The sequence below is a fragment of the Alteromonas sp. DYW1 genome (assembly GCF_059752595.1).
This window is the reverse complement of record NZ_CM186038.1, coordinates 1,206,010-1,232,856: the sequence shown is the minus strand read 5'-3', so window position 1 is coordinate 1,232,856 and position 26,847 is coordinate 1,206,010. Positions and strand designations below refer to the sequence as shown.

Sequence of the window (26,847 nt, the reverse complement as noted above, 5' to 3'; positions counted from 1 at the left end):
GGAACCCGCTTTTGGGTATTATTTGATAATCGATACTTTAGGCACATTTACTTCGTACCGCGCTCACTTTTATGAATAGTTGGGCTGCACCACGATTTATTCGAAAAAAACTGCTTAAACGCCTACTATGAACAAAAGCTTAGATGGAGAGATGCTAAATGACCAAATCTTTTGACGTTGTTGTCTTCGGCGCGACCAGTTTTGTCGGCAAGATCACCTGCCGATATCTCACAGAAAATTACCGTGATGGTTCATTAAACTGGGCGATTGCTGCGCGCTCGCAAAGCAAATTGGACGACCTCGCAACAGAATTAGGGTTAACCGATACTCCACAAATTATTGCTGATGCTGAGGACCAAGCATCTATCGATGCACTTGCCGTACAGACCAAAGTCGTCATTTCAACGGTCGGCCCCTACGCCCTTTATGGTGAGCCCATGGTAAAAGCCTGCGCTGAAAATGGCACAGATTATGTCGATCTGACGGGCGAACCGCAATGGATCAGGGCCATGCTAGATAAGTACGAAGGGGTGGCAGCGAATAGTGGCGCTCGTATCATCAATTGCTGCGGCTTTGATTCGATCCCCTCTGATTTAGGTGTTTACTATCTACAGATGGCCGCGAAGGAGAAATATGGCGAATATTGTGACCATGTCAAAACTCGCGTCAAAGCGATGAAAGGTGGCGCATCGGGGGGGACTGTCGCATCGTTAATCAATGTTGTTAAACAGGCATCCAGTGATCCAAAATTACGTAAACTGTTGGCCAATCCCTATGCATTGTGTCCGAGTGGACATCCATTTAAAGCCTATCAAAGTAATCTTTCACACGCGAAGTTTGAGCAAGAAACTGGCAGTTGGATAGCCCCATTTATTATGGCAAGTATCAATACCCGAGTGGTCCACCGCACGAATGGTTTATTGGGTGCTGCGTATGGTGAGCGGTTTATTTATGACGAAGCCATGATGACGGGTAAAAATGCAAAAGGTGGCATTATGGGTTGGACTGTCACTGCTGCCATCTCTGGCCTTATGATTGGTGCTGCAATCCCCCCTACGCGCTGGGTTCTAGAAAATACGATTTTACCTAAGCCTGGTGAAGGCCCAAGCGAGAAAGAACAGGAAAACGGCTTTTTTGATTTTCGCATCTTTGGTCTAACTCCCAGCAACAAAAAAATAGTCGTTAAGGTTACTGGGGATCGTGACCCAGGGTATGGCTCGACCGCCAAAATGCTAGCTGAATCAGCAATATGCTTAGCTAAAGATGACGCTATGCAGGAAGTACCGGGTGGGTTCCATACGCCTGCGTATGCGTTCAAGGAACATTTAATCGTGCGCTTGCAAGATAATGCAGGATTGACGTTCTCAGTTATTGACGGCGCATAAACCGCGTTATCGCTCCTGAGTTGATTGAACCTGACAAAGCCTAGCCTGAGCATTACAGGCTAGGCTTTGTCGATTAACTAGCTGCCAGCAACTCGCGGCTCACACTGCACAACTTCAAAGGCATAACCATAATCAGCTGCCGGATCCTGCGTGATCATCAAAGCGAGATTCTCGTCTAAAATTGCGGACCGCTGATCCGCACGTTTTACGCACTTGCTGTGAGGGTAAGCCTCTAAATTGTATAGGAAAACTGCAATAACTTTACCTATCGCCTTTGATTTTTCGGCAAGTTTCTGGTCTTCACTATCAAGCTCATTCAGCTGTTCATTCAGTAAGGCCTTTTCTTCCTCGGACAGCTTCGCTTGCACGCTGGGATGAGCGAGCATGTTTTTTACCCCAGGCGCCGCAGCAATTTCCGCTAATGCCTCTTCATCGGTGGATTCATCTTTTTCCACTACGGCGACGTCAAATGGCATTTGCACATAAACATTTGAAAAATAGGGTGTCGTGAGATGAAACATGGATATCAAGACGATTGGTATTAATATAATTCGCAATACCATAGTTAACAGAGGTCGACGCCGATCCTCCCAATGGATCGCGGTTTTAATACCAAGTAAACGCAGTGGTAAACGGACAATTAACCAAACGTTTGCTGTTACCATCGCCAAGCCAAAAAACAACGTTGACGCAATTGTTAACCAAAAAGGCAGCAAAACCAGTGTGGTAAAACCCAAAGTAAACACGAATGATGACGGCTCAACGCCAGTGATTTGATTGATTTGTAGCGCGGAGTAAGCAATCGAAATGTTGGCTGTACCAGCATACAAAATCAAAATAAGTGATTTACCTAACGTAGTGGCCCATAAACGATGAAATACGTTGACAAGTTCGCGCAACAATCCAACAAAGGCCACGAACCCGGGCACCAGTAAGCTCACGTTATCGCTAAAAACCAATTCCGAAATAATCAGCAAAAACGCAACGAAATAGCATAACTGAGAGAAATTGTAATCGTGCCACCACAGCGTTCTGGTTTCCGTAGTATCCGATTTGTCAGCTCGATTAATGAGTGGCAGCTCGAACCGTGCTAAGAATCTATTCAATAATCCGCGCTGTTCAATTGCCTGCCGTTCTGCATTGTGCTTATCTTCATTCGTTGTCAGTGAGTTATCCATGCATTATCTCAGTCAACACTTCTCTCTTCCATCCTATGCGATATTGCGATGTGCGCCAACCGATAGTTGTGGCATGACAATACTCACAGGTTGAGCGAACCTTCAACGGTGCTCCAATCCTGGTGAGCTAAAAGTAAACAGCGTTTTTCAGATTTACTCCGGTAACGGAATAAACTCCTTTTCATCACCAGGTACTTTGGCAAAGCGACCGGCTTGCCAATCAGCTTTCGCCCGCTCAATGCTTTTCGTGTCAGTTGAAGCAAAATTCCAATACATTTTTCGTGGTGCCATTTTTTCACCGCCAATAACCGCTACTCTAGCCGCTGTTAACGCCAGTATATCAACGTCACTTTCAGATGATAAAACCGCCATTTGGTATTGCTTTACTATCACATCATCAATACTGATTTCACCTTCGGCCACGTAGATTGCACGTTGTTCAGCAGCTGCTACCGAAAGTCTTTGTGTCGCTCGCAAGTGAGCTTCGAAATAAAGTGTCTTCGCCAGCGTCTTAACGGGTGAAACAACCCCATATGCTTCACCCATGATGACCCTTACAGTAGCACCATCGACATTAATTTGCGGTACAGTTTCTTCGGGATAGTGAATAAATTCTGGCGCCATGTCCTGATCTTCTTCGGGCAACGCCAACCACAATTGCAAACCATGGAGTTCGTGTTCAATGCAGGTAACCTCAGGACTTTCACGCTCCGAGTGTACAATCCCAGAACCGGCAATCATTAAATTGATATCGCCGGGTTTAATCGCTTGTAATGAACCTAGTGAATCTCGGTGCAATATTTCACCGGTAAACAAATAAGTGACCGTGGCTAAATGGATATGCGGATGTGGTCGTACGTTGATACCCTCGCCGGCGGGAAAAACGACTGGCCCCATATGATCAAAGAACAACCAGGGGCCGACCATGCGTTGCTCACGGCTTGGCAATAGCCGCCGTACTGAAAAGCCACCTAGCGATTTTTCTTTCGGCGTGATCAAAATTTTGATTTTTTCACACCCCCCTGACTTACAGCTTGCCTCTTCCTTTAACTTACCTTCAAGGCTCATGGCTCCCCCTACCTGATTTTTATACCATTTATGCATTTATTTCAGCTTGCACCGCTGCTGTGCTAACCGCCTGCTTATAGTGTAGTGATCTTTCCATATTAAGCAGCGTTTAAAATATCAACAGGAGGCAATGCATGAACTTATTTATTGAATCAATTGAGGGCGGTACATACCTCGTAGCGCTTGAACACGACTCTCAACGCCAGGTCATTATGGACAATGCTAACCAACCATTGGTGTTCCATTGCCTAAACGAAATTCGCTCCCACTTTGCGAACAAGAATTTCGCTAAAGTTATCTTAAAACAAGCGACGCCCTATGATGAAATGTGCGGTATGGAGGCCGGTAGCGAACCTTTAGAAATGGAAATTGACTGGTAACCTGTACCAAATTGCTCTTGCTTGTTAGCGCCCCGGTGTTTAGCCTTGCAGAAAAAGGACCACAACACAGGAAAGTCATATGCGCCTAAAATCATTATTGTTTTCGTGTTTACTTATTTTTTCTCTCCCAGCCTTCTCTGCTTCCGTGTGGAAAGTCACACATCAGGGCAACACAGTTTACATTGGGGGCACTGTACACATCCTTAGCGAAGACGATTATCCGTTGCCGCGGGAGTACAAAACGGCTTATGAGCAGGCGCAAAAACTCATTTTTGAAACCGATATGGCTGCGATAGAGTCACTGGAGTTTCAACAAAAAACACTCAAGGAAATGACGTACCAAGATGGTCGCACCTTTAAAGATACGTTATCAGCACCGGTGAGTAGTGCGGTTGAACAACACTTAACTGCACGCGGCGTGCCGGTAGAAAATCTCTTATCCTTCAAGCCATCGTTACTTTCCATCACGCTTAGCATGCTCGAGTTTCAAGTTATTGGCCTAAATTCGCAAGGCGTTGACAAATACTTCTCAACACTGGCATTAGGAGACAACAAAGCAACCGGGTGGTTGGAGTCGCCCGATCAACAACTGGCATTTTTAGCCGGGTTGGGACGTGGTCAGGAAGACCAGTTGATCACCTATACATTGGCCGAAATAGACACACTAAAAGCGTCTGTAGATGAACTCCGTGAACAGTGGCGAGCCGGAGATATGGAGGGTTTAGCCGCTGCAAATATCGATGAAATGGTGACCAAGTTTCCAGCGATATATAACGACTTATTGGTTGCACGAAATACCCAATGGATCCCACAAATAAAAGCCATGCTTGAAGATCAAACGACTGAGTTTGTGCTAGTTGGAGTACTTCATCTTGCCGGGCCTGACAGTGTCCTAAATATGCTTAACGCTGACGGCTACATTATCGAGAAACTATAAAAAGTTAAGTTAGCCAGTTTGCTGCGGTCGCCTTTTTACTCAACAGTAATAAGGCGATGGCAGTTATTAAAACCAGCCCTTGCATCACCAGTGGAGTTGTCGCAAACGCGTCGAGTTTATTCATTGCCATTAAGATCCCTGCGTCCTGCACGACAATACCGACAAGTGACACTAAAAATAATGCAGTTGCAGCGGATCGCTTGAGTAATAACGCCAAGCATCCTAATGCACCGCCGACCACAGCCAGTAATGACGCATAAGGCAACCAAACAGGGCTTTCAGTAATCATGGATTGCTGCTCACTTGGCAATGCCGCAATCTGCTCTGGTGTTAGTGTTAGATTCATAAGCACCGCTACCAAACCTAAAATATTCCACAGCAGAGCAATGATAACGACTGGTGAGAACCATTTGGCCGGACTATGCATAACTAACTCCCTAAACCCTGCATCAGTGCGCTGGGCTTTCCTGTTTGATGACCGTTGCAGAAGTAAGCATAGTGCAAAAAAAAGCCTGAGCAAATGTATGTCAGTTGCACAGGCTTCACTATAACAAGTTGTAAAGGTATCGCTACGCTGCTCGCATCTCAGCGTCTTCGTCTGCATCAACCTCATGAGTGAGTAAATATTCAAACGCAGCAAGTGACGCTTTTGACCCCTCTCCCATTGAAATCACAATTTGCTTGTACGGAACAGTGGTCACATCGCCGGCAGCAAAAATACCGGCTTCTGACGTATGACATTTCTCATCAATGATGATCTCACCGTATTGAGTCATATCAACAACCCCTTTAACAAATTGACTGTTGGGCACTAATCCAATTTGCACGAATACACCCGATAGCCCTAATGTATGGACTTCTTCTGTTTGTCGGTCTTGATACTCAATCGCGGCGACTTTACCATTTTCAGCAACAATCTGGCGCGTCGCTGCGTTCTTGATGATACTGATGTTGTCACGTTTCAAGGCCTGGTCAATCAGCACCTGATCAGCCTTCAGTTCTGGTAAAAATTCAAATACCGTCACTGACTTTACAATTCCCGCAAGGTCTAATGCCGCTTCGATCCCTGAATTACCGCCACCAATAACAGCAACATCTTTGCCTTTGAAGAATGGACCATCGCAATGTGGACAATAGGCCACGCCATTGCCTAAGTTTTCTTTTTCACCCGGCACTCCCAGCTCGCGCCACCGCGCACCTGTAGCAAGAATGATAGAACGGGCTTTAATCACTTCACCCGACGATAATGTAATGGTCTTAACGTTACCAGAATCGATGGATTCCACCCGCACATGCTCTTTCAAGGTAATATCGTAATCTTGCATGTGCTGCATCAGATTACCAACCAACTCAGGCCCCGTGGTTTTAGGCACAGAGATTAAATTTTCAATCCCCATGGTGTCTTTTACCTGCCCGCCGAAACGGTCGGCAACCACAGCCACCTTCAATCCTTTGCGAGCACTATAAATCGCCGACGCGACGCCTGCAGGACCGCCGCCCACGACCACGACATCTTGGAGCGGCAAGGATTGCCCACTATTCGCAGATTTTAATGCGGAGTCTCGCTCGATTAACTTGTCAATAAGTGTCGCAGCATCAACTTTACCGTTAGCGAATAGCTGACCATTTAAATAAACGCTCGGTACACCTTGGATATCACGCTCTTCGATCAGTTGCGGATAAACGCCGCCATCAATCATTTCTGCACTAATTTTTGAGTTTAAGAGTGCAAACTGATTCACTGCTTGTACAACGTCTGGACAGTTGTGACAACTTAGACTAATAAATACCTCAAAGTGTAGTTCTTCATTTACCGCTTGAATGATGCGCTTCAAGCTGTCGTCAATTTTTAACTCTGTACCAGACGCATGTAAAATTGCCAACACCAGTGAGTTGAACTCATGTCCACCTGGTACACCTGAAAAACGGATCCCGGTGTCTTGGCCATCGGCCTCAATCAGGAAGCTAACCGGGCTACGCAGTGTTTCACCTGTATCACGCTGGTCAACTGAAATTTTGTCACTTACTTCGGCAATCGCTGACAGAAAAGACACAAGCTCATCGCGCTTGCTATGCTCACCGGTTTGCACGACGAACGTAATCTGTTTCTGCATTGACTCAAAGTAGCCTTTTAATGCATTTAAAATATCTTGGTTTAACACGGTAATTCGCCTTTTATTCGTCAGTTTGAGAAAGGGAGTGGAGAACCACTCCCCCGCTTATCATGCCGCTAGTTTGCGCGCTTAAATTTTACCGACAAGGTCGAGTGAAGGTGCTAATGTTGCTTCACCTTCTTTCCATTTTGCCGGGCATACTTCACCTGGGTGCGACGCGACGTATTGCGCAGCCTTAACCTTACGAACTAAGTCATCTGCATCACGACCAATACCTTCAGCGGTGATTTCCATTGCCTGAATGATGCCATCAGGATCAACCACGAAGGTTGCACGGTCAGCTAGACCCATGTTCTCACGCATACAATCGAAATTGCGGGTGATCTCACCGGTTGGGTCGCCGATCATCGCGAACTTAATTTTACCGATTGTATCTGACGCTTCATGCCATGCTGCGTGAGTGAAATGCGTGTCAGTTGATACTGAGAACACCTCAACGCCGCGTGATTGAAGTTCTTCATATTTGTCTGCAACATCACCTAATTCAGTTGGACATACGAAGGTAAAATCAGCCGGGTAAAATACAAACACAGCCCATTTTCCTTTGATATCATCACTACTCACTTCAACAAATTCACCATTTTTGAATGCATTCGCTTTGAATGGTTTGATTGCTGTATTGATTAACGCCATATTTTTTCTCCGTTAGACTTAAGAAATTGGTGGCCGACGACCACGAGATTAAATTGCTGTATTTCTACACGCATTCACTAGCGTGCGATCATTTCGTATTGAAATTGCTGACTATAGTAAAAAGGTGGACGTAAAAAGGATAATTGGGAAAGTTGAAACGCTTAATCAATTTTATCAATCAACCGTAACAATGCGGCAGAGAATACTAATAAACCAAGCGATAGAAGGCCAGCGGCAAGCAGCTAAGACAGACGTTCTCAGTCAACAACCAAGGTTTGCAGCGCGTCTCGGATGGGAACTGGGATTGACGTGCTTTGCCCGCTTACCCGGTCGACAAATACATGCACAAACTCACCAACTGCGGCAGCTGATTGGCTTTCATCGGAAAAAATACCAAGACTGTATGTAACCGAGCTCCTACCCAACCGGCTAACTTTGACTCCAACGTTGATGGTTTGTGGATAAGCAATCGGAGAAAAATAATTACAGTGTGAATTGACAACGTAAGCGACTACAGCACCCTGATGAATGTCTAAACCCGCGCGATCGATAAGAAAGCGATTCACTGCGCTATCAAAATAGCTGTAATAAACAACATTATTAATATGCCCATAAATATCATTGTCGCTCCAGCGTGAGTCAATTGCATAAAACTGTGCAAAAGAATTGCGCGTCGCTGTTGCTTGACTACTCATTAATATGCCTCTTGATAAATCTTTAATGCATCCTCGCGGGTAATTGTGCGCGGATTATTAACCAGCAAGCGTTGCTGCAACATAGCATCATCAGCCAGCTGAGATAAAAAGTTTTCTGGCACACTGCAGTCACGCAATCGAGTAGGTAATCCGAGTGCTTTGCTGATATTTGAGCAATAATCTATCAATGCCATCGCAGCTTCAGTTGGCGGCGTTGCAGAAGTGACTGAAGAACACACCAGGCTGGCTAATTCGGCGTAAAGCCGCGTAGCATGACTGTAGTTAAAATTTAGTACATGAGGTAATACCAGCGCGTTACTTAAACCATGTGAAATGTGAAAATGGCCCCCGAGAGGATAAGCCAGTGCATGCACTCCTGCAACGGGCGCATTAGCAAAGGCCTGTCCAGCAAGCATGGCACCATATAACATATTGGCTCTGGCTTCCCGGTTTTCACCCTCTCTAACCGCTGTATGTATGTTGCGGCTCAATACATGTAATGCTTGCCGCGCAAGCATATCTGAATACGGATTTTTACGAATTTTACTGGTATACGCTTCTATTGCATGCACCATCGCATCGATGCCGGTAGCCGCTGTAATATGAGGCGGTAAACCGAGCGTTAATTCAGGATCTAAAATAGCCAAGTCCGGCTGCAAGCGTTCGGAAACTACTCCTGCTTTAGTGGTCCCCCCCGTTGTAACGATGGCAATCGGCGTTACCTCGGAGCCAGTACCTGCCGTCGTGGGAACTTGAACTAAGTTCAAGCGCTGTCCATGTGCTTGTTCAACACCAAAAACCTCTTCCAATGATTGCTGGTTGTTTGGATGTGCAAGTAATGCAACCAACTTAGCGACATCCATCGAACTGCCACCGCCAAAACCAATCACAACTCTAACATCTGCCGACCTAGCTTGCTCTGCTGCGTTCAATACTGTCGTTGCTGATGGGTCTGGTTCGACCGCATCAAATACCACTGCCGTTATACCTTGATTTTGCAATTCAGCTAGCGTTGAGGACAATAGGCCCGCAGCTTGGATCCCAGCATCTGTAACTAGCATTACACTTGATAGTCGCTGCCGTGCACAATACTCTTTCAGCACTTGCGCGACTGGCTGGCCCACAGTCATTCTCGCAGTGGTAGCAAAACTAAACTCGTGCATGATCTAGCTCCCAACGTCATCTGAAATACGCCAATGGCGGCTGATTTTTATTGCTTCAATGAAAGCAGATCAGCTAAGGAAGTCAAATCATTGAAATTAAGTTTGCTGAATTAACCATGCACATATTATGACTAACGTTTACCAGCTATAGAGCCAATAATAATCATAGCGATGGCCTCAGACTGAGGCCAAAAACAAAGCTCTACTGGATATATTTTTCGACAAACGATGCGATAGCCTGCATCGCTTGCATGCGGTTTTGCTTGCTACTCAGAAAATGGTTGCCGTCCTCAAGCTCTAAAAACTCGACCGTTTTGTCCGCGTCCTCAAGTGCATCTAGCATTCTTTCCGACTGCTGAATGGGCACACTTTCGTCATACTCGCCGTGGATCAATAAAATTGGCGCTTGGATCTGATTAACATGATTAATCGGTGAAATTGCGGCCAAATGAGACTCATCTACATCGCCTCGACTAATAGCGTCCTCCCAATACGCGACGACCCAATGGTCACTACCGTAATCTTTCCGTTCATCCTTTAACATTCGTTCCACATCTGCAACACCATTGATTGATACCGCACAACGGTACATATCAGGGGTAAATGCTGCCCCTGCTAATGCAGCGTAGCCTCCATAGCTACCGCCCACTATGCAAATCCTGGAAGCATCGATTTTCCCCTCCGCAATCAAGGCTAAAACGCTATCAGTTATATCATCTTGCATTTTACGCCCCCATTCACCGTGTCCAGCATAACGAAACGCCCGTCCAAAACCCGAGCTACCGCGAAACTGAGGTTGTATCACCATAAAGCCGCGATTAGCGAAAAACTGTGCCATATAGTCAAAGCCTTTGGTGTCATGAGCAGCTGGTCCGCCATGCGGCATGACAATTGCTGGGAGCTTATCTGCCGTTTGACCACGAGGGATAGTAATCAGGGTTGGGATACTCAACCCGTCACGCGCAATGATCGCTAGCTCAACTACCGGACTGACCGAATCTACTGGGATGTCAGGGCGACTTGACGCAAGTAACTGTAATGCACCTTTTGTATACAGAATATATTCACCGACACTCTCTTTACCCTGCATGTAAAAAATGATGTTTTGCCAATTATCGGAGTAATCCTGAATAGCAAAGGAATTATCCGGCATGGCTTTATTAATACCCCGCATACGCGCGTTAAGCTTTTCATCAAAGAAATAATAACTCGGCTCAAAGCCTGAAAATGCGGCACCATGCACGACCCGCTGTAAATCAGTTACTAGGTGGCTAACATCTTTGTTGTCGTCATGAAACAGTGGCTCAGAAATTGCGCCGTCGGCTAATGCCATGGTGTAATAGGCGCGTCGGTCGCTGGTATCCGAGTATGAGCTAAACACAAGGTGTTGTTGATCGGGCGTTACTCCGGAAAACCCCTTGGTGCGAATGTCTGTTTCTTCGCGATAAATTTCAACCCATTCATCGTCAATCCGCGCCTCGATACGGTGCAAATTTTCTTCGTTGTTAAAGCGCTCGCGAGCGATAACCTCGCCTTTACCATTGAGGAAAAAATCGTCGGTATCAGCGGTGCCGCGCTCATAGACTCTGGGTTCGCGTTTCTTCTCCAAACTGACTTTATACAAATTGTATCTGCCCGGACTTTCATAGGCTGGCATAAATGCATACTTCTTATCCTCAGAAATCCCAACAATACGGCCCAGCTGAGTTTGGCCCTTGTAGATCCCAAATCCCTGCTCTAAGAGGGCGTTTATCATGCCGGTTTCCAAATTGAAGGCGTAGGCCCAGCTGGAATCATGACGACCTTTGTAGCCGCGCAGTTTAATGTTCTTTGTCGCGACTAAAACAACCACATTATCGCTGGCAAAGTAGAGCGTGTTTGGATTAATCCCATCGATACGGGCAGCTCGTATAAGTTCACCATTGGTTCTGTTTTGTACAATTAATAGATCGTGCTCTCCAGACACATCGCGATAAGCAACCAGTTCCCCACTGGGAGAGATAGAAAACAGACTAGTAGAGGGCAACGCACCGTAGGCATCTACGGGAATGAGCTTGCTATTCGCATAGACGGGAAAGATAAAAACAAGTAAACACAGTGCAACAAAGCACCTTAAAGTCCGTTTCATAGAGCAATCCTAAGTAAAGATACGATTTTGGCTAATTCGCCAACGTTTTAGGGCTCTAATTTTACTTAGCTAAAGCGAGTTAAACAAGCAAAAGCAGATTTATGCAACTATCCGCTCGTTGTATATAGCTTACTTTTTCATTTTGAGAAAATCGGTTAGCTTGAGACTCATTGTTTAATGGCTGATATACGCCAGAAGGCGCGATGTATCTGTGACTTAACCCAAGCAAAACTTCGCTAAACCGTGATATCTAAATGCTCCCCCTCGCCAGAGTCTTTAGCATTTTCATCACGGTCCTTCGCCTCATGCAAATATTCTTGTTTATTGTGAATAAGCGGCTCATCATCGGCGGCGACACATTCGTCAGTAGTATCAATGATTAACCCCATATGCTCGTCGCTGTAATCTTTCGACTCTTGATGCTCACGCTGATTCTGGTGGCGTGCTTCTTGTTCGCGTTCGCGCACTCGAGGCAAATTCTCTTCTTCAGGCGTAGGATGCACAGGCGTTTTCTTGACAACCTTTTTCACATTGCCGCGATCTTCTTTTATCGGTACTGTTCCTCTGCGCGGAAGTACTGAAAATAAAAGGTCGTTACTCATCCGTTACCCTCGTCATTCATCGCCGTCTAGCGTTGTTGGGTTAGACGCTTTATATAACTAAAAGTTTTACATTATAGCCAACAAAAGTGATTTAATTATCAATGTCAGCCGTAAAACCATTGCAAAATTGCTGCCACTTAGTTAATGTTTCGGCTCGTTAACGGTCCAGCTTTATATTTTTCAGGGCCATATTGGATTAAATACTACATGAATTTTATTTGCGCCGCTCATCACCACCATAAAGCATAGCCTTTCAGGTTCGTGCTGGAAGGTTTATTGTCCTTCCGGCGGCGTGAAAATAATAACACCCTCGGAGGACACTTCCGGGGGTTTTTTGTTTGTGCGCGTCAATAATTACACACTATATAAGAGGATAGGTTTCCATGAGTGACGTTAAACGACTGCGAATCGCTGTGCAAAAGTCAGGTCGATTAAGTGATGACAGCATTGCATTATTGAAAGCAATCGGGATCAAATTACAAATTCGCGATCGTCTTCTCATTGCTCATTCTACCAATCAGCCTATCGACCTATTATTGGTGCGCGATGACGATATTCCCGGTTTAGTCATGGATGGCATCGTTGATCTCGGCTTTATCGGTCAAAATGAGCTTGAAGAAAAGATGCTCGAACGCGCAGCTGCAAATCGCCCTCACGAGTTTAAAACTCTACGTGAGCTAGACTACGGTGGTTGCCGGTTGTCAATCGCGATCCCAAATGAAATGGAATATGCCGATATGCATGCGTTGCAAGGTAAGAAAGTTGCGACAACCTATCCTTTCTTACTGGAGCGTTTCTTCAAACAAAACGCGATTGATGCCGCAGCAGTCATGCTAACCGGTTCGGTAGAAGTTGCACCGCGTGCGGGTGTTGCTGACGCTATTTGTGACTTAGTCTCGACCGGAGCCACGTTGGAAGCCAATGGTTTGCGCGAAAAAGACACGGTATTTGAATCCAAAGCTGTATTAATTCAATGCGCGCGTCCACTGAGCGACGAAAAGCAAGAATTAATCAATCGACTGTTACCTCGTATTGACGGTGTTACCCAAGCGAAAGAAAGCAAGTACATCATGTTACACGCGCCCAAGGCCTATCTTGAGCAGGTTAAACGGTTACTGCCAGGAGCTGAGAATCCAACAGTATTACCATTAGCCAGCAGCGATGAAATCGTCGCCGTGCACGTGGTAAGCCCGGAAACACTATTTTGGGAAACCATGGAGAAGTTAAAATCATTAGGCTGCAGCTCAATTCTCGTGATGCCTATCGAAAAAATGATGGGTTAACGGGGTAAAGCAATGATTAAGTGGAATCAACTCAATCAGGAAGCACAAGCGAAAGTCCTTGAGCGGCCTGCACTGGCCGATAGCGATTCACTGACGGCAACTGTTAAGCAGATTATTGACGACGTGCGACTCAACGGTGATGCAGCTATTTTGGCACTCACGCGTCAATTTGATGGAGCCGAGCTCGATCAATTAGCACTTAATAGTGGCGAGATAGAAAGCGCAGGTAAGCGTCTCGCCCCGGCAACAAAACAGGCGATTGATACAGCTTATAGCAATATTAAACGTTTTCATGAAGCACAACAGCCAAGCGCAGTCGATATCGAAACAATGCCCGGTGTACGCTGCCAACAACTGACTCAAGCCATAGCCAAGGTTGGTTTGTATATCCCAGGCGGTACGGCTCCCCTGCCCTCTACGGTATTGATGCTAGGCGTACCTGCACAAGTTGCTGGTTGTCAGACTGTTGTGCTGTGTACACCGCCAAACAAGCAAGGAGAAATTGCTGCTGAGATCCGCTACGCAGCTAGTCTCTGCGGCATTACCCAAATATTCCTATGCGGCGGAGCGCAAGCGATCGCAGGCATGGCATTTGGTACTACTAGCATTCCTAAAGTCGATAAAATTTACGGTCCTGGCAATAGTTTTGTGACCGAAGCTAAACAACAAGTTAGCACTCTAGTAGGGGGCGCGGCTATTGATATGCCTGCAGGGCCATCAGAAGTATTGGTTCTCGCTGATGAAAATGCTAATCCAGATTTTGTGGCTGCAGATTTACTCTCACAAGCAGAGCATGGTAAGGATTCACAAGCGGTATTGGTCAGCAACTGTGAGACTCTCATTCGCGCGACTGAGCAGGCTGTTGTTCAGCAATTGGCTAATTTATCGCGCAATGAGATCGCAACCGCGGCGATGCAACACAGTCGCTATATTTTAACCGAAGACTTTGCTCAAGCCATTGCTGTCAGCAACGAATATGCCCCTGAGCACCTAATTATACAGGCAGAAAATGCCCGTAACTGGCTGCCTTCGATCAGCAATGCCGGTAGCATTTTTGTGGGCGCTTGGTCGCCTGAATCTGCCGGTGACTATGCCAGTGGTACCAATCACGTATTACCCACGTATGGATACTCTCGCATGTATTCCAGTCTAGGCCTACTCGATTTTATGCGCCGCTACACGGTGCAAGAGTTATCGCGATCGGGTTTCCAAGCACTTGCACCAACATTATTGTCATTAGCAAGTGCAGAAGGACTTGACGCCCACGGAAATGCGGTAGCGATCCGACTCGATGCACTCAATCAGGAGGCTCAATGAGTACTTTATTGTCTCGCCTAACCAATACGAATATCGCAAAGTTAAAACCGTATGAGAGTGCCAGACGCCTCTATAGCGGTGGCCAAGATTGGTTGAATGCAAATGAGTCACCATTTAGCAATCCTTATCAACTAGATGATACTAGGCTCAATCGGTATCCCTCTTGTCAGCCTGGCGCAGTAGTCCAACAATATGCAGACTATGCTGGCCTTGCGGCGGAACAGGTGCTAGTTACCCGTGGCGCCGATGAGGGTATTGAATTGTTGATCCGCGCTTTCTGTCAGCCGGGTCAGTCAAAGATTATGATTTGTCCACCCACATACGGCATGTATGCGATTAGCGCTGAAACCTGTAATGTCGGTGTCATCAGCGTACCGCAGACCCACGACTTTGAGCTCGATATCGATGCGATGCTAGCACAACGAGATCAAGTCAATCTGGTATTTATTTGCTCGCCCAATAACCCTACGGGGAATATAGTGGCACAAGCACAGATTGAAACGATTCTCGCTGCCTTTGCTGATTCGGCGTTAGTCGTGGTTGACGAGGCCTATATTGAATTTGCCATGGGCAATCAATGGGCGCAGCGCTTGGCTGAATACCCGCACCTAGTCGTGTTGCGCACGCTTTCTAAAGCTTTTGCACTGGCTGGGCTTCGCTGCGGTTTCACGCTAGCTTCAGAGGACATTATTCAAACTCTCCTCAAGGTCATTGCGCCCTATCCTATCCCAGAGCCAGTAGCACAAATAGCAGCACAAGCATTGGCTGAAGGGCCAGTAAACCGAATGCGCGAACAGGTCGCAATCATTGCTGACGAGCGACTGCGCCTGACCCGTGCGTTGATTAAATATAAGGCGATCGAATTAGTCGGTGCACAAGAGGCCAATTTCATCTTATTCCGCTGTCCACAAAAAGATAGCTTAATGGCCCATCTAGTGGGAAATGGTATGCTCATCCGCGATCAATCGAAACAATTCAAACTCGATGACTGTTTGCGTATATCAATCGGTACAGCCGCACAAAACGACCGACTACTCGATCTTATTGATTCATTCTTTTCCGCCGAGGAGCAGCACTAATGCAACAGGCTATTTTATTTATCGACCGCGATGGTACCCTCGTTGAAGAGCCGCCGATTGATAAGCAACTAGACAGTTTAGAAAAGCTCGTCTTTGAACCTTATGTGATCCCAGTCCTGCTTAAATTACAGCAAGCAGGCTTTACCTTAGTGATGGTCAGCAACCAAGATGGTCTTGGCACTGATAGCTTTCCACAAGCCGATTTTGATGCTCCGCATAATGCCATGATGAATGTATTTACGAGTCAAGGCGTACACTTTGCCGATGTGCTTATCTGCCCCCATTTTGAGAGCGATGATTGCGCTTGCCGTAAACCAAAATTAGGTTTGGTCAAGGACTACTTACAGCAGGGTAAAATCGACTTCACGCGCTCCTATGTGATTGGGGACCGTCACACCGATATGCAACTGGCTGAAAATATGGGGATCCGTGGTTTGCAATACGCGCGAGACTCCCTCGATTGGCAAGCTATCGAGCACGAGTTACTGCATTCATCACGAACCGCTGAAGTGGTTAGAAGAACCTCCGAAACCGATATCCGGGTTCAGGTGAATTTGGACTCCACTAATAAATCAACAATCCATACGGGGATCGGCTTCTTTGATCATATGCTCGATCAAATTGCCACCCACGGTGGTTTCGAATTAAATGTCAACGTTGAGGGCGATCTACACATTGATGACCATCATAGTGTCGAAGACACCGCGCTTGCTATTGGTGAAGCATTGAAAAAAGCCTTAGGTAATAAGCGTGGTATTGGTCGTTTCGGCTTTGCTTTGCCCATGGATGAGTGTCGCGCTGAGTGTATATTGGATATATCTAATCGTCCGCACTTGGTGTTTAAGGCTAATTTTACCCGCGAATCTGTCGGCGAAATGGCCACTGAGATGGTGCAACATTTCTTCTATTCATTGGCGCAATCGATGGGCTTGAGTTTGCATTTATCAACCACCGAAGGTAATGCACACCATCAAGTCGAAAGCCTCTTTAAAGTATTTGGCCGAGCCCTGCGCCAAGCCATTCAAAAAAGTGGTGATGCATTACCCAGCAGTAAGGGAGCATTGTAGGCATGCAACAACGAATCGTGATCGTGAATACGGGCTGCGCCAATATCTCCTCGGTTAAGTTTGCCTTTGACCGACTGAATGTTGCGGTGGCCGTCAGTGACGACCCAGCCATTATCACACAAGCGGATAAAGTCATTTTGCCTGGCGTAGGAAGTGCCAACGCCGCCATGGCGAGTATCCATCACAAGCAGCTGGCGCCGACCTTAAAATCACTAACTCAGCCAGTACTTGGGGTGTGTTTAGGCATGCAATTGATGGTCAGCTGGTCAGAAGAAAGTACGAGTGAACGGACGGATTGCTTGGATCTCATCCCTGGTGAAGTTCGACGGTTGCAAGTCGGCGATTTGCGCCTCCCGCATATGGGCTGGAATGCTGTTGACGCCGTTCAGCACAATGACTTGTTCAAACACATTCCAAATGGCAGCTTCTTTTATTTTGTGCATAGCTTCGCGATTGCGCCGTTTGAGCATACGCTTGCTACCTGCGAATACGGCCAGCGTTTCTCTGCTGCAATTCAACGCAATAACTTTTTCGGTGTTCAATTTCACCCTGAACGTTCAGGGGATGCCGGCGCACAACTATTACAGAACTTTGTGAGTTTATAATGATCATTCCAGCTATCGACTTAATTGATGGAAATGTAGTTCGTCTTTATCAAGGTGACTATACGCAAAAAACCGATTATGCCTTCGACCCAGTGGCTGTAGTCCACAATTATGCCGACCAAGGCGCCGAATGGCTGCACATTGTTGATCTCACGGGCGCTAAGGATACCAGTCAACGCCAGTTGGGTTTAATTGAGGCAATGGTAAAAACCCAACGCATGCAATTTCAAGCGGGTGGTGGGATCCGCTCTGAATCAGATGTAGAACAGTTATTATCTATCGGTGTAGCGCGTGTTGTGATCGGTTCACTAGCAGTCAAGGAGCCAGCTCTGATCAGAGAATGGCTGGCACGTTATGGCGGCGATAAAATTGTGTTGGCGTTAGACATAAACATCGACTCACAAGGCAACAAATTTATTGCCACTCATGGCTGGCAGGAGAACAGCGGTGTCTCTATCGAGCACTTGCTCAACGACCTTTTAGACGCAGGCGCACAGCATGTACTATGTACCGACATTAGTCGCGATGGAACCCTGCAGGGAGCTAACCACCAGCTCTACAGCGAAATGAGTGACTTATTCCCAAATATTCAATGGCAAGCCTCAGGCGGCATTGGTTCGATTGCTGATATTGAGATATTAAAGCCGACTGGCGTCAATGGCGTGATCCTCGGGCGCGCTTTACTTGAGGGCAAGTTTACAGTGAAGGAGGCGATCCAATGTTGGCAAGGCGCATAATCCCCTGTCTTGATGTAAAAGATGGACTTGTGGTCAAGGGAGTACAGTTTCGCAATCACGAAATTATTGGTGATATTGTCCCTCTCGCTGAACGCTATGCGGCTGAAGGCGCAGACGAATTAGTGTTCTATGATATCACCGCATCAAGCGACCAGCGTGTCGTAGACAAAAGCTGGGTTAGCCGTATCGCAGCAGTGATTGATATTCCATTTTGCGTCGCCGGCGGTATTAAATCCATTGACGATGCGGGCCGAATTCTGGAAATGGGCGCCGACAAAATATCGATCAACTCACCTGCCCTCAATGACCCCAACTTAATTAACCAACTGCATGATATTTTCGGTCAACAGTGTGTCGTAATCGGCATTGATAGTTTCTACAATGCTGAAAACCAATGCTATGAAGTGTATAAATTCACTGGTGACGAATCTCGTACGCAGCAAACGCAGTGGCAAACCATTGATTGGATCAAAGAAGTGCAGTCCCGTGGCGCCGGTGAAATAGTGCTTAACTGCATGAACCAAGATGGTGTGCGCAAAGGCTATGATCTCACCCAACTGTCTGCAGTTAGAGCCGCTTGTCAGGTGCCTTTAATTGCGTCTGGCGGCGCCGGCGAGATGCAACACTTTGCTGACGCCTTTAAGCAAGCCGACGTGGATGGCGCCTTGGCTGCATCAGTGTTTCATAAATCGATCATTGATATTCGAGAGTTGAAGGACTTTCTGCGCCAGCAAGGCGTGGTCATTCGCCAAGATTTTTCTGCCCAACGGTAAGGTACTAAACATGCAAATCACTCAACAAACACTTAATGCCGTGGACTGGAATAAAATGCACGACCTTGTGCCAGCAATTGTGCAAGATAGTGTCAGCGGAAAAGTATTGATGCAAGGCTTTATGAACCAAGCGGCGGCGGCTAAAACCCTCGAGAGTGGCTTAGTGACCTTCTTCAGTCGTTCAAAAAATCGTTTGTGGACTAAAGGGGAGACATCGAATAATACCTTGCAATTAGTCAGCATCCATAGCGATTGTGACAACGACTCATTATTAGTCCTCGCCGAACCTCAGGGCCCTACCTGTCACAAAGGTACAGAGAGTTGCTGGGATAGTAGTGGTACAGCGGACCTAACTTTTTTAGCCGATTTAGAGCGTTTATTGGCTGCCCGTAAAGATGCTGATCCAGATTCCAGTTATACTGCAGCACTGTATGCCAAGGGGATCAAGCGAATCGCCCAAAAGGTAGGCGAAGAAGGTGTAGAAACTGCGCTGGCCGCAACCGTGCAAGATATAGAAGAACTAAAAAATGAATCCGCTGATCTGCTGTATCATTTGATGGTTTTGTTGCAGGCAAGTGGCTTAAACCTATCGGATGTCATTGGGGTATTGAGGCAACGGCACAGCTCGAAGTGATAAAATCCAGCATGAAAGTAAACTATATACCCTTCGCACCCAAACATTTCTCTGCCGTTATTGCACTGGGCAATCACGTGCATGGTGATAATTACCTCGATCAAGAGTCGCTGACGGTGATTTATCACAAAGGCTGGCAAAATGGCATTAATGCCAGCTGGGTTGCTCTCATTCCACACGGCGAGTTTGCAACTGACGCCGTTGAGCCGACGCATCTGACTGACGACGGTCTGTTAGTCGGTTTTCGCCTCACTTATGCACCGCAGCAGTGGGATGCCGATGAATGGTGTTCGCCTCAGCGATGGTCACACCCCAAAGAGCAGGTTTGCTACTTTAAATGCAACACAGTTGATGCTAGTTTTCGCGGACTAGGCATCGGCGCGACGTTACTTAAGCACTCGATCGAACAAGCAAAATTGCAAGGTGCAGCTGCTGGGATCGCACATATTTGGCTGGCGAGTCCAAATAACTCAGCGTTTGGATATTTTAGTGCCTGTGGCGGGGAACTGGTTAAAAAACACGCCAATCGTTGGCAACAACTGGCATTGGAAGAAAACTATCAGTGCCCTGTTTGCCCGGGCATATGCACCTGCACCGCGGCTGAGATGATATTACCATTTAACCGGGTATTATAAGGCTATATGTACGATCCATTAGTTGATCCGCACCCGCCATCCAGTGCAGCGAAACCTGACAGCTTTTGGGCTGATAACCATCCTTCCACCAGCACTTACCCTAAGCTGACTGACTGCCAAGACGTGGATGTAGCAATTATCGGTGGCGGCTACACGGGGCTCTCAACGGCATTACATCTAGCACAAAGTTATGACGTGAAGGCGTGTGTTCTGGAGGCCAATCAACCTGGCTGGGGATGCAGTGGTCGCAATGGTGGCTTTGTTCTGCCTGGCACCGGACGATTGGGCGCTGAGCAATTACGCAAACGCTTTGGTGATAAGATAAGTTCAGCACTGTACGCAGAATACTTAAACTCAATTAATGATGTTGCTAATCTGATTGACGCTGGGATAGAGTGTGACCGAGTGCACGGCGGCTATCTTAAACTCGCTCATTCAGCGGCAGCCATGCAACCCCTTAAGCAGCACGCAGAGTTTGCCAGACAACGCTACAGTGAGAGTATTGAAGTACTCGACGCACAGATGGTTACCGCTAACTACTTGGCAGGTACGCATTCATATGGTGGGATCTATTATCCATCGGCTTTCGCCATCAACCCTTGGCGATTCTGTCAAGGCTTGGCACAACTAGCCGCTACCGCGGGCGCTACAATCTATGGCAATAGCCCGGTAAGTCAGGTTTCTTCCACCCATGGCATGCACATATTGCAGACTCCGGCAGGAACACTGCGCGCCAAGCATCTGATTGTAGCCAGTAATGCTTATGGACAACGTCATCTGGTACCACAGCTGAATAATAAGCTCTTTCCGGTGATATCATCGATTGTTGTAACCGCCCCGTTGACCCCACGACAATTGTTAGCGCTGGGCATGCGGAATGGTTTAATGACCATGGACACTAGACCTTTAAAATACTACTACCGGTTATTGCCCGATAATCGGCTGTTATTCGGTGGTCGCGGCGCAGTCAGAGGAAAGCATGCCTCAGCTAAAAAATATAAAGTCGCTTTAGTTCAGGGGTTGCAAGACACCTTTCCTACCTTACGTGATATCGCCATATCTCATTTTTGGAGTGGCTGGGTTGCCGTTTCCTATGATGATTTCCCGCGCATTTACCATGCCAAGCAGGATAGATTGCTCTACAGCGCAGGTTATTGTGGTTCTGGCCTGGCGTTTTCAGTGCTGGCCGGTAAACGTCTGGCACAATTGCTAATGGAACCAGAATCCTTGCCTGATTTCCCATTTTGGCAAAGCCCGTTAAAAACCTTTCCGCTTGCATTTGCCCGCCGCCCGGCCTTGCATGCGTACTATGCCTGGCAAAAATTCAAGCAGAGCATGAGCTAGCAGCAAATTACGGCAATACGTTTAGATTGCTTATCAGCGCAAACACTAGTTTTGTGCTCGCGTGACATAATCGGTGTTTACGACTAAATTGATAGTAGCGGTAATCCAAGAGCCAATTATGCAAAGCAAAATTTCCGACCCCATCCCAAATTTTGTTGTCAACTCAACCAAAAATATTGCTTTGATCTCATGCGTCATCCTGTTTCCATTTATGGTTGTCGACTTACTGCAAGGAAACTATCTTTTAGCCGCCGGTATTGCGGGATTATTAGCCTTATACCTCGCCACGGCCTATCGCTGCCATCATAATAATTACAGTCTCAAGATGAGTCTCTTCGGGATTGCACCAGTGATAACCTGCCTGTCAGTCTATTCACTTTACAAACTAGGCATTTCGGCATCCTTTTGGTCATTTGCCGCACTTTTTGTGTTGTATTTCGTTTTACCATTAAGGCTCGCTGCCTGGATCAATGGTGCGTTCATTATAATCATAACCCCCTTCGCCTATAACATAATGCAAATCAACGAGTTCTCTCGATTTATGTTAGTTCTAATTGGCACTAGCGGATTCGTATTTATGTGTATGCGTGAGATTTACAACCAAAACAGGCTATTGGTCACCCTATCCTACACCGATGCTTTAACCGGTCTAAATAATCGAGCGACATTAAATGACTCAATCCTCCAAGTCATCAATATTGAACAACGCTATCAAACGCCAGTCACGATGTTGATGATCGACGTGGACCACTTCAAAACGATCAACGACCAGTATGGTCACAACGTGGGTGATGACACATTAAAAGGTATTGCGGCATTGATGCATAAAAATTCTCGCGAGCCGGATAAGTTATTTAGGATCGGTGGGGAGGAGTTTTTAGTCTTACTGCATGACACTGATGCTGACTCGGCTAAAGCTATCGCTGAGCGATTTAGGCAAGCCGTCGCCAATGCCAAGCTACTCTCAACCCAGGAAGTTACTGTGAGTATTGGCGTGTGTCAAAAAACGAGCAACATGTCAGCGCAAGAATGGATGTCAATGTGTGATGAACAGCTATACAAGGCAAAAGCTGAAGGCCGTAACAGAACCGTATGCAACTAAAATAGTTGTTTAACTCCAAATGGATAATTTGAACAAGTCTTAACTTTATCTGTCAGATTCGAACTACTGGACTCAATCAAATATGACAGTCGCATAAGTGCCATTTGCAGATCGTCGAAAGCTTGTCCCTGAGCGATCCCTTCGTACGTAAAGCGGAAGTTGAAACACTGGACATTGCACGTCGCAATGAGCTTCTGAATTACGTCTATTTATTGTTCTGATATGTGCAATTACCCTTTCAAACATTTTTCATGGTATGGTCGAGCACAGTGAAATTTCAACGTTAATCACTACCAGATTATTACACAGGATGTCGTAAATGAAGTTAGTTCATAGCTTAGTTGTTTTTGGCTTTGCTACATTATTGGTAGCCTGTTCTGATAGCCCTCAACAACCTGACCCTGACTTCAGACCTAAACATAGAGTTGCACACTTTTCCCCTGAGAGTAGTCCACTTGTTTTAATTGACGAAGCCCATAATAACTTTTTGACGTTAAGCGGCAGATATAAGCCATTTGCACAAGTTCTAAAAAGTGACGGGTTCAGAGTCGATTCGAACGATAAACCAATTACAGAAAATCAGCTAAAGCAAGTGGATATTTTAGTAATTGCAAACGCGCTTGACAGAAAGCGACATGACTGGCTTCCACCTTATGGAGATGCGTTTGATGACAATGAAGTTGAAGTGCTCAAGAGCTGGATATCGAACGGTGGTTCACTTTTTTTAGTTGCTGATCACACACCGTTTCCCAAAGCTATAGATAATCTGGCACTAGCACTTGGTTTTCAATTCATCAATGGACATGTTGGAAACGCAACCTTTAGCAAAGTGAATCATTCGCTCACTGAACACGCTACAACTTACAATAAAGAAATTTCGCAAAATATAGATGAAAAATCACAGCCTCTTTTTCTGCAAAGTATTAATAATGTATCACCAGATATACTACAGGTAAGATCGTTTGGTGGCTCAGCATTTAAAGCTCCCGAAAAAGCAATATCTCTACTGAGATTAGGGAACGGTATCACTGCTACAGAACCCAAAATACCGTTTCAAGTTAACGCGGATACACCAAAGATTCCAATGTCAGGATGGAGTCAAGGTGCTGTTTTAGAGCTAGGCAAAGGACGTGTAGCAGTTTTTTCTGAAGGCATGATGTTCTCTTCGCAATTAGTTAAAAGTACAGGCAAAACTATGGGGTTACGCTCTGTTGGTGCGGAACAAAATGAAGAGTTTTTACTGAACATAATGCGCTGGCTAGCTGACTCGCAAGACTGATAATTGACTAGCTGTCTACAGGTTCAAAGGCAGCCTATTGCTCTGGGAAACGATTTTGCGTAAACAAATTTCGATTCTGGCTCATGCCAGAAACTCAGAGTCTCAAACCAAACAGTCCGCTATTTGTCTATTGATGCCCGTCAGCGCTCGTTGTTGGGCAGCTCCGTACGTAAACCGGACCTTGGTGCTATGCACTTTCCACCCTCTTGTTCTGTAGATTTACATGAAAATCATCTACACACTGTGATGCCAATTCACGGCAAGGACGCCATTGCCAGCAACTCACTCTCATACCTATAATCGACATCGGCCAGAGCAAACATTGCTGTATCAATTAGTCGAACGTCACTACCCGGAATTTCTGGAGCAGCTTTCACGCCAAGGTAAATCGCTGCCACGTCATGTAGAAAGAGAGTTTGAAGAATTTCTCAAATGTGGTCGATTAGAGCATGGTTTTTTGCGCGTAGTATGTGACGACTGCAAACATGAGAAACTGGTCGCGTTTAGTTGCAAGAAACGAGGTTTCTGCCCAAGTTGCGGGGCAAGACGGATGGCTGAAAGTGCCAAATTGTTAGTTGATGATGTTCTTCATGGCTACCCGGTACGCCAATGGGTATTGAGTTTACCCATCCCGCTTCGTCTATTACTTGTCAGGTACCCCAAACATTTAAGCAAAATCATGCAAATCATCCACCGTGCTATTGCAATAGACATTATTCATCGAGCAGGGTTTCTAAAAAAAGCAGGCCAAGACAGGAGCGGTAACTTACATTCAGCGTTTTGGCAGTGCGTTGAATTTAAACATTCACTTCCACATGCTGTTTCTAGAAGGCGTATTCACGCAAGAACGAGAGAGTACAAATTTCAAACGAGTTAAAGCCCCCAACCATGGCAATATGGAGTGCCTTGTTCATACTATCAGCCATCGAATTGCACACTACCTGGAAATATCAGGCTTGATTGAGCGTGATATGGATAACACGTTTCTCGATTTACCTATGGGTGATGAAGATAGTTTACTGCCCTTGCAGGCTGCCTCAGTAGATTACCGCATTGCTGTAGGACTAGATACAGGCAAAAAAGTCTTTGCCTTGCAAACCTTACCTGCCAAAGATGAACAACATTACGGTCAATTAGCTCAAATAAACGGTTTTAGCTTACACGCTGGGGTGTTTGCAGACAGTCACCAAACTGACAAGCTGGAACGTTTGTGCAGATACATAGCGCGGTTCGCAATTAGCGAGCAACGATTGAGCCTGACCGATTCAGGAAAAGTGCGTTATGAACTCAAGACACCCTACAACAATGGCACGACTCACGTGTTTTTCAGCCCGCTGGATTTTGTTAGTAAACTCGCCGCGTTGGTGCCACCACGCAGACTAAACCTCATTCGTTTTTATGGCGTCTTTGCTTCTAACAGCAAGGTGCGAGCTGAGGTTACGGCTTCACAGCGGGGAAAGAATAGTCCTCGCTTGGCAGAACACCAACATGAGTCTGATAAACCCTACCATGCGCGCAGCATGTCGTGGGCGCAGAGGTTAAAAAGAGTATTCAATATTAACATTGCATTTGCGAAGTGTGTGAGAGCAACAATGTCAAAATAATCGCCTGCATAATAGCGGGTGACCGCTCAGGCCTGAAATCATCGCGAAGATATTAACGCATTTGGATAAGAATCGCTCTGCTACTACTGCCAACACATGCCGGGCACCACCACTAAATTAATCTACCCAACCAGCACGACTTAGTGATTTTTTCATGCAGCGAGATTTCGAGTTCGGAGCTTAAAAGTCCTACCACCAATATCGTTTAAACAATAACTTGTTGAGGCGCCATTTTTAACATCTCAAGAACAAGTCTTTCAGTACCAATGGCCAGCCTATTGACTTATGTTAATGACATCTACTTCGTTATGGTCAGCGATTTTTCAATTTCATACACACGAAACGAGCTTTCAATTCAGCTGTCACAGTGTGTAATAAATGGCTTTAATTTTTCTTATACTCCGATGAGCATTTTTCTATTCAATACACCCGTCGAGCGCTTATTGAGGCTCGACGGGTATGAATAGCCCTTCCAATTCTACCGGCTTAACAATCACACCAGTTCACAAACCGCTCAAAATGTAATCTAATGAGATATCACAACTAACATTGCGGCGATTTCATACTGAATACCGGCCTGCAATCTTAAAAGGAATTGAAGTTGGTCTTATTTAAAACATGGTTACTGCAGGGCATTTTTCACAGCGCGCCAGGCTACATAGAAATAGATGGTGACCAGGTTTCATTTACGCTCATTGACACCGGCACGTTTGGCAAAAATAAACTCAACGAATTACTCAACAATAACGAAGCCTTTGACTGCATAGCCAGTGGCGAAACAGTTAAAGTGTTTGAAGTCTCACGCCAGGATGCCCGGTTCGAATCTCCCTGGTATATGTTCAGCGGCGGCGGTGTACTGTCGTTTTCAGGCCAAGCATATAAGCTGTCTTTTATGCAGCCACAAAATACCAAGTTTCCCTACCAGCGATTGGGTGTTATCCGTGAATCAGACTTTGCTGACTTTAGTGACGGGCGCAAGTTCGGCAAGCGCTTTCAATCATTTATAGATGACCCGGATACCGACTGGTGAGTACTGATTAAGACT

Annotated in this window: 25 protein-coding genes, 1 pseudogene and 1 other annotated feature; of the genes and pseudogenes, 17 read left to right on the top strand and 9 right to left on the bottom strand. The window is 46.1% G+C overall.

Going from position 1 to position 26,847, the window contains the following annotated elements; all coding sequences use genetic code 11:
• The first annotated feature begins 158 nt into the window (after positions 1-158).
• Positions 159-1,385, top strand: a complete 1,227-nt coding sequence (locus AC121Z_RS05515) for a saccharopine dehydrogenase family protein (RefSeq protein ID WP_498127286.1) — start codon at positions 159-161, stop codon at positions 1,383-1,385.
• Positions 1,386-1,462: 77 nt separating this feature from the next.
• Here the strand turns inward: AC121Z_RS05515 and AC121Z_RS05510 are convergent, their stop codons facing one another.
• Together AC121Z_RS05510 and AC121Z_RS05505 are read right to left on the bottom strand one after the other, a co-directional pair.
• A complete protein-coding gene (locus tag AC121Z_RS05510; RefSeq protein ID WP_498127285.1) occupies positions 1,463-2,563 on the bottom strand; it encodes a hypothetical protein in 1,101 nt (366 codons plus the stop codon).
• Positions 2,564-2,716: 153 nt separating this feature from the next.
• Positions 2,717-3,667: a pirin family protein gene (locus tag AC121Z_RS05505; RefSeq protein WP_498127284.1), complete on the bottom strand. Its 951-nt coding sequence runs from the start codon at positions 3,665-3,667 to the stop codon at positions 2,717-2,719.
• 98 nt (positions 3,668-3,765) lie between these two features.
• Between AC121Z_RS05505 and AC121Z_RS05500 the strand changes: the two genes are divergently transcribed.
• Positions 3,766-4,011: a DUF6482 family protein gene (locus tag AC121Z_RS05500; RefSeq protein WP_498127283.1), complete on the top strand. Its 246-nt coding sequence runs from the start codon at positions 3,766-3,768 to the stop codon at positions 4,009-4,011.
• A 79-nt stretch (positions 4,012-4,090) separates the two neighbouring features.
• Entirely contained in the window at positions 4,091-4,948 is an 858-nt protein-coding gene (locus AC121Z_RS05495; protein WP_498127282.1) for a TraB/GumN family protein, read from the top strand.
• A 4-nt stretch (positions 4,949-4,952) separates the two neighbouring features.
• Here AC121Z_RS05495 and AC121Z_RS05490 read toward each other — a convergent pair whose 3' ends face one another.
• The 7 genes from AC121Z_RS05490 to AC121Z_RS05460 all read right to left on the bottom strand — a co-directional run bounded on the left by AC121Z_RS05490 (position 4,953) and on the right by AC121Z_RS05460 (position 12,343).
• Positions 4,953-5,375: a hypothetical protein gene (locus tag AC121Z_RS05490; protein ID WP_498127281.1), complete on the bottom strand. Its 423-nt coding sequence runs from the start codon at positions 5,373-5,375 to the stop codon at positions 4,953-4,955.
• Positions 5,376-5,517: 142 nt separating this feature from the next.
• Complete coding sequence (gene ahpF, locus AC121Z_RS05485) at positions 5,518-7,110, bottom strand: alkyl hydroperoxide reductase subunit F (protein ID WP_498127280.1); 1,593 nt, start codon at positions 7,108-7,110, stop codon at positions 5,518-5,520.
• A gap of 81 nt (positions 7,111-7,191) precedes the next feature.
• Positions 7,192-7,755, bottom strand: coding sequence for an alkyl hydroperoxide reductase subunit C (ahpC, locus tag AC121Z_RS05480; RefSeq protein ID WP_100657447.1), 564 nt, complete (start codon positions 7,753-7,755; stop codon positions 7,192-7,194).
• Positions 7,756-8,012: 257 nt separating this feature from the next.
• Positions 8,013-8,450, bottom strand: coding sequence for an acyl-CoA thioesterase (locus AC121Z_RS05475; protein ID WP_498127279.1), 438 nt, complete (start codon positions 8,448-8,450; stop codon positions 8,013-8,015).
• Positions 8,450-9,613: an iron-containing alcohol dehydrogenase gene (locus AC121Z_RS05470; RefSeq protein ID WP_498127278.1), complete on the bottom strand. Its 1,164-nt coding sequence runs from the start codon at positions 9,611-9,613 to the stop codon at positions 8,450-8,452. Before AC121Z_RS05470 ends, AC121Z_RS05475 begins: the two co-directional genes overlap by 1 nt.
• A 202-nt stretch (positions 9,614-9,815) precedes the next feature.
• A complete protein-coding gene (locus AC121Z_RS05465) occupies positions 9,816-11,741 on the bottom strand; it encodes an alpha/beta hydrolase family protein (RefSeq protein WP_498127277.1) in 1,926 nt (641 codons plus the stop codon).
• Positions 11,742-11,977: 236 nt separating this feature from the next.
• Entirely contained in the window at positions 11,978-12,343 is a 366-nt protein-coding gene (locus AC121Z_RS05460) for a hypothetical protein (RefSeq protein WP_498127276.1), read from the bottom strand.
• Positions 12,344-12,570: 227 nt separating this feature from the next.
• Positions 12,571-12,682, top strand: a sequence feature (His leader region).
• A 44-nt stretch (positions 12,683-12,726) separates the two neighbouring features.
• Here AC121Z_RS05460 and hisG point away from each other — a divergent pair.
• The 14 genes and pseudogenes from hisG (at position 12,727) to AC121Z_RS05390 (ending at position 26,832) form a co-directional block, all read left to right on the top strand.
• Positions 12,727-13,626 (top strand): ATP phosphoribosyltransferase, encoded by a 900-nt coding sequence (hisG, locus tag AC121Z_RS05455; protein WP_498127275.1) that lies wholly within the window; start codon positions 12,727-12,729, stop codon positions 13,624-13,626.
• Positions 13,627-13,638: 12 nt separating this feature from the next.
• Positions 13,639-14,943, top strand: a complete 1,305-nt coding sequence (gene hisD, locus AC121Z_RS05450; RefSeq protein WP_498127274.1) for a histidinol dehydrogenase — start codon at positions 13,639-13,641, stop codon at positions 14,941-14,943.
• Complete coding sequence (gene hisC / locus AC121Z_RS05445; RefSeq protein ID WP_498127273.1) at positions 14,940-16,022, top strand: histidinol-phosphate transaminase; 1,083 nt, start codon at positions 14,940-14,942, stop codon at positions 16,020-16,022. The genes hisD and hisC overlap by 4 nt, the downstream gene beginning before the upstream one ends.
• On the top strand, positions 16,022-17,089 hold the full coding sequence (gene hisB, locus AC121Z_RS05440; protein WP_498127272.1) for a bifunctional histidinol-phosphatase/imidazoleglycerol-phosphate dehydratase HisB: 1,068 nt from the start codon (positions 16,022-16,024) through the stop codon (positions 17,087-17,089). The genes hisC and hisB overlap by 1 nt, the downstream gene beginning before the upstream one ends.
• Positions 17,090-17,091: 2 nt before the next feature.
• Positions 17,092-17,694, top strand: coding sequence for an imidazole glycerol phosphate synthase subunit HisH (gene hisH, locus AC121Z_RS05435; protein WP_498127271.1), 603 nt, complete (start codon positions 17,092-17,094; stop codon positions 17,692-17,694).
• Complete coding sequence (gene hisA / locus AC121Z_RS05430; protein ID WP_498127270.1) at positions 17,694-18,431, top strand: 1-(5-phosphoribosyl)-5-[(5-phosphoribosylamino)methylideneamino]imidazole-4-carboxamide isomerase; 738 nt, start codon at positions 17,694-17,696, stop codon at positions 18,429-18,431. Before hisH ends, hisA begins: the two co-directional genes overlap by 1 nt.
• On the top strand, positions 18,413-19,204 hold the full coding sequence (gene hisF, locus AC121Z_RS05425) for an imidazole glycerol phosphate synthase subunit HisF (protein WP_498127269.1): 792 nt from the start codon (positions 18,413-18,415) through the stop codon (positions 19,202-19,204). The genes hisA and hisF overlap by 19 nt, the downstream gene beginning before the upstream one ends.
• A gap of 10 nt (positions 19,205-19,214) precedes the next feature.
• Positions 19,215-19,838 (top strand): bifunctional phosphoribosyl-AMP cyclohydrolase/phosphoribosyl-ATP diphosphatase HisIE, encoded by a 624-nt coding sequence (gene hisIE, locus AC121Z_RS05420; RefSeq protein ID WP_498127268.1) that lies wholly within the window; start codon positions 19,215-19,217, stop codon positions 19,836-19,838.
• An 11-nt stretch (positions 19,839-19,849) separates the two neighbouring features.
• Entirely contained in the window at positions 19,850-20,473 is a 624-nt protein-coding gene (locus tag AC121Z_RS05415) for a GNAT family N-acetyltransferase (RefSeq protein ID WP_498127267.1), read from the top strand.
• Positions 20,474-20,479: 6 nt separating this feature from the next.
• Complete coding sequence (locus AC121Z_RS05410) at positions 20,480-21,817, top strand: NAD(P)/FAD-dependent oxidoreductase (RefSeq protein WP_498127266.1); 1,338 nt, start codon at positions 20,480-20,482, stop codon at positions 21,815-21,817.
• Between the two features lie 118 nt (positions 21,818-21,935).
• A complete protein-coding gene (locus AC121Z_RS05405) occupies positions 21,936-22,919 on the top strand; it encodes a GGDEF domain-containing protein (protein ID WP_498127265.1) in 984 nt (327 codons plus the stop codon).
• Between the two features lie 319 nt (positions 22,920-23,238).
• A complete protein-coding gene (locus AC121Z_RS05400; RefSeq protein ID WP_498127264.1) occupies positions 23,239-24,198 on the top strand; it encodes a DUF4350 domain-containing protein in 960 nt (319 codons plus the stop codon).
• A gap of 271 nt (positions 24,199-24,469) precedes the next feature.
• A pseudogene (locus AC121Z_RS05395) lies at positions 24,470-25,923 on the top strand (transposase).
• 480 nt (positions 25,924-26,403) lie between these two features.
• On the top strand, positions 26,404-26,832 hold the full coding sequence (locus AC121Z_RS05390; protein WP_498127263.1) for a hypothetical protein: 429 nt from the start codon (positions 26,404-26,406) through the stop codon (positions 26,830-26,832).
• The last annotated feature ends 15 nt before the right edge of the window (positions 26,833-26,847 follow it).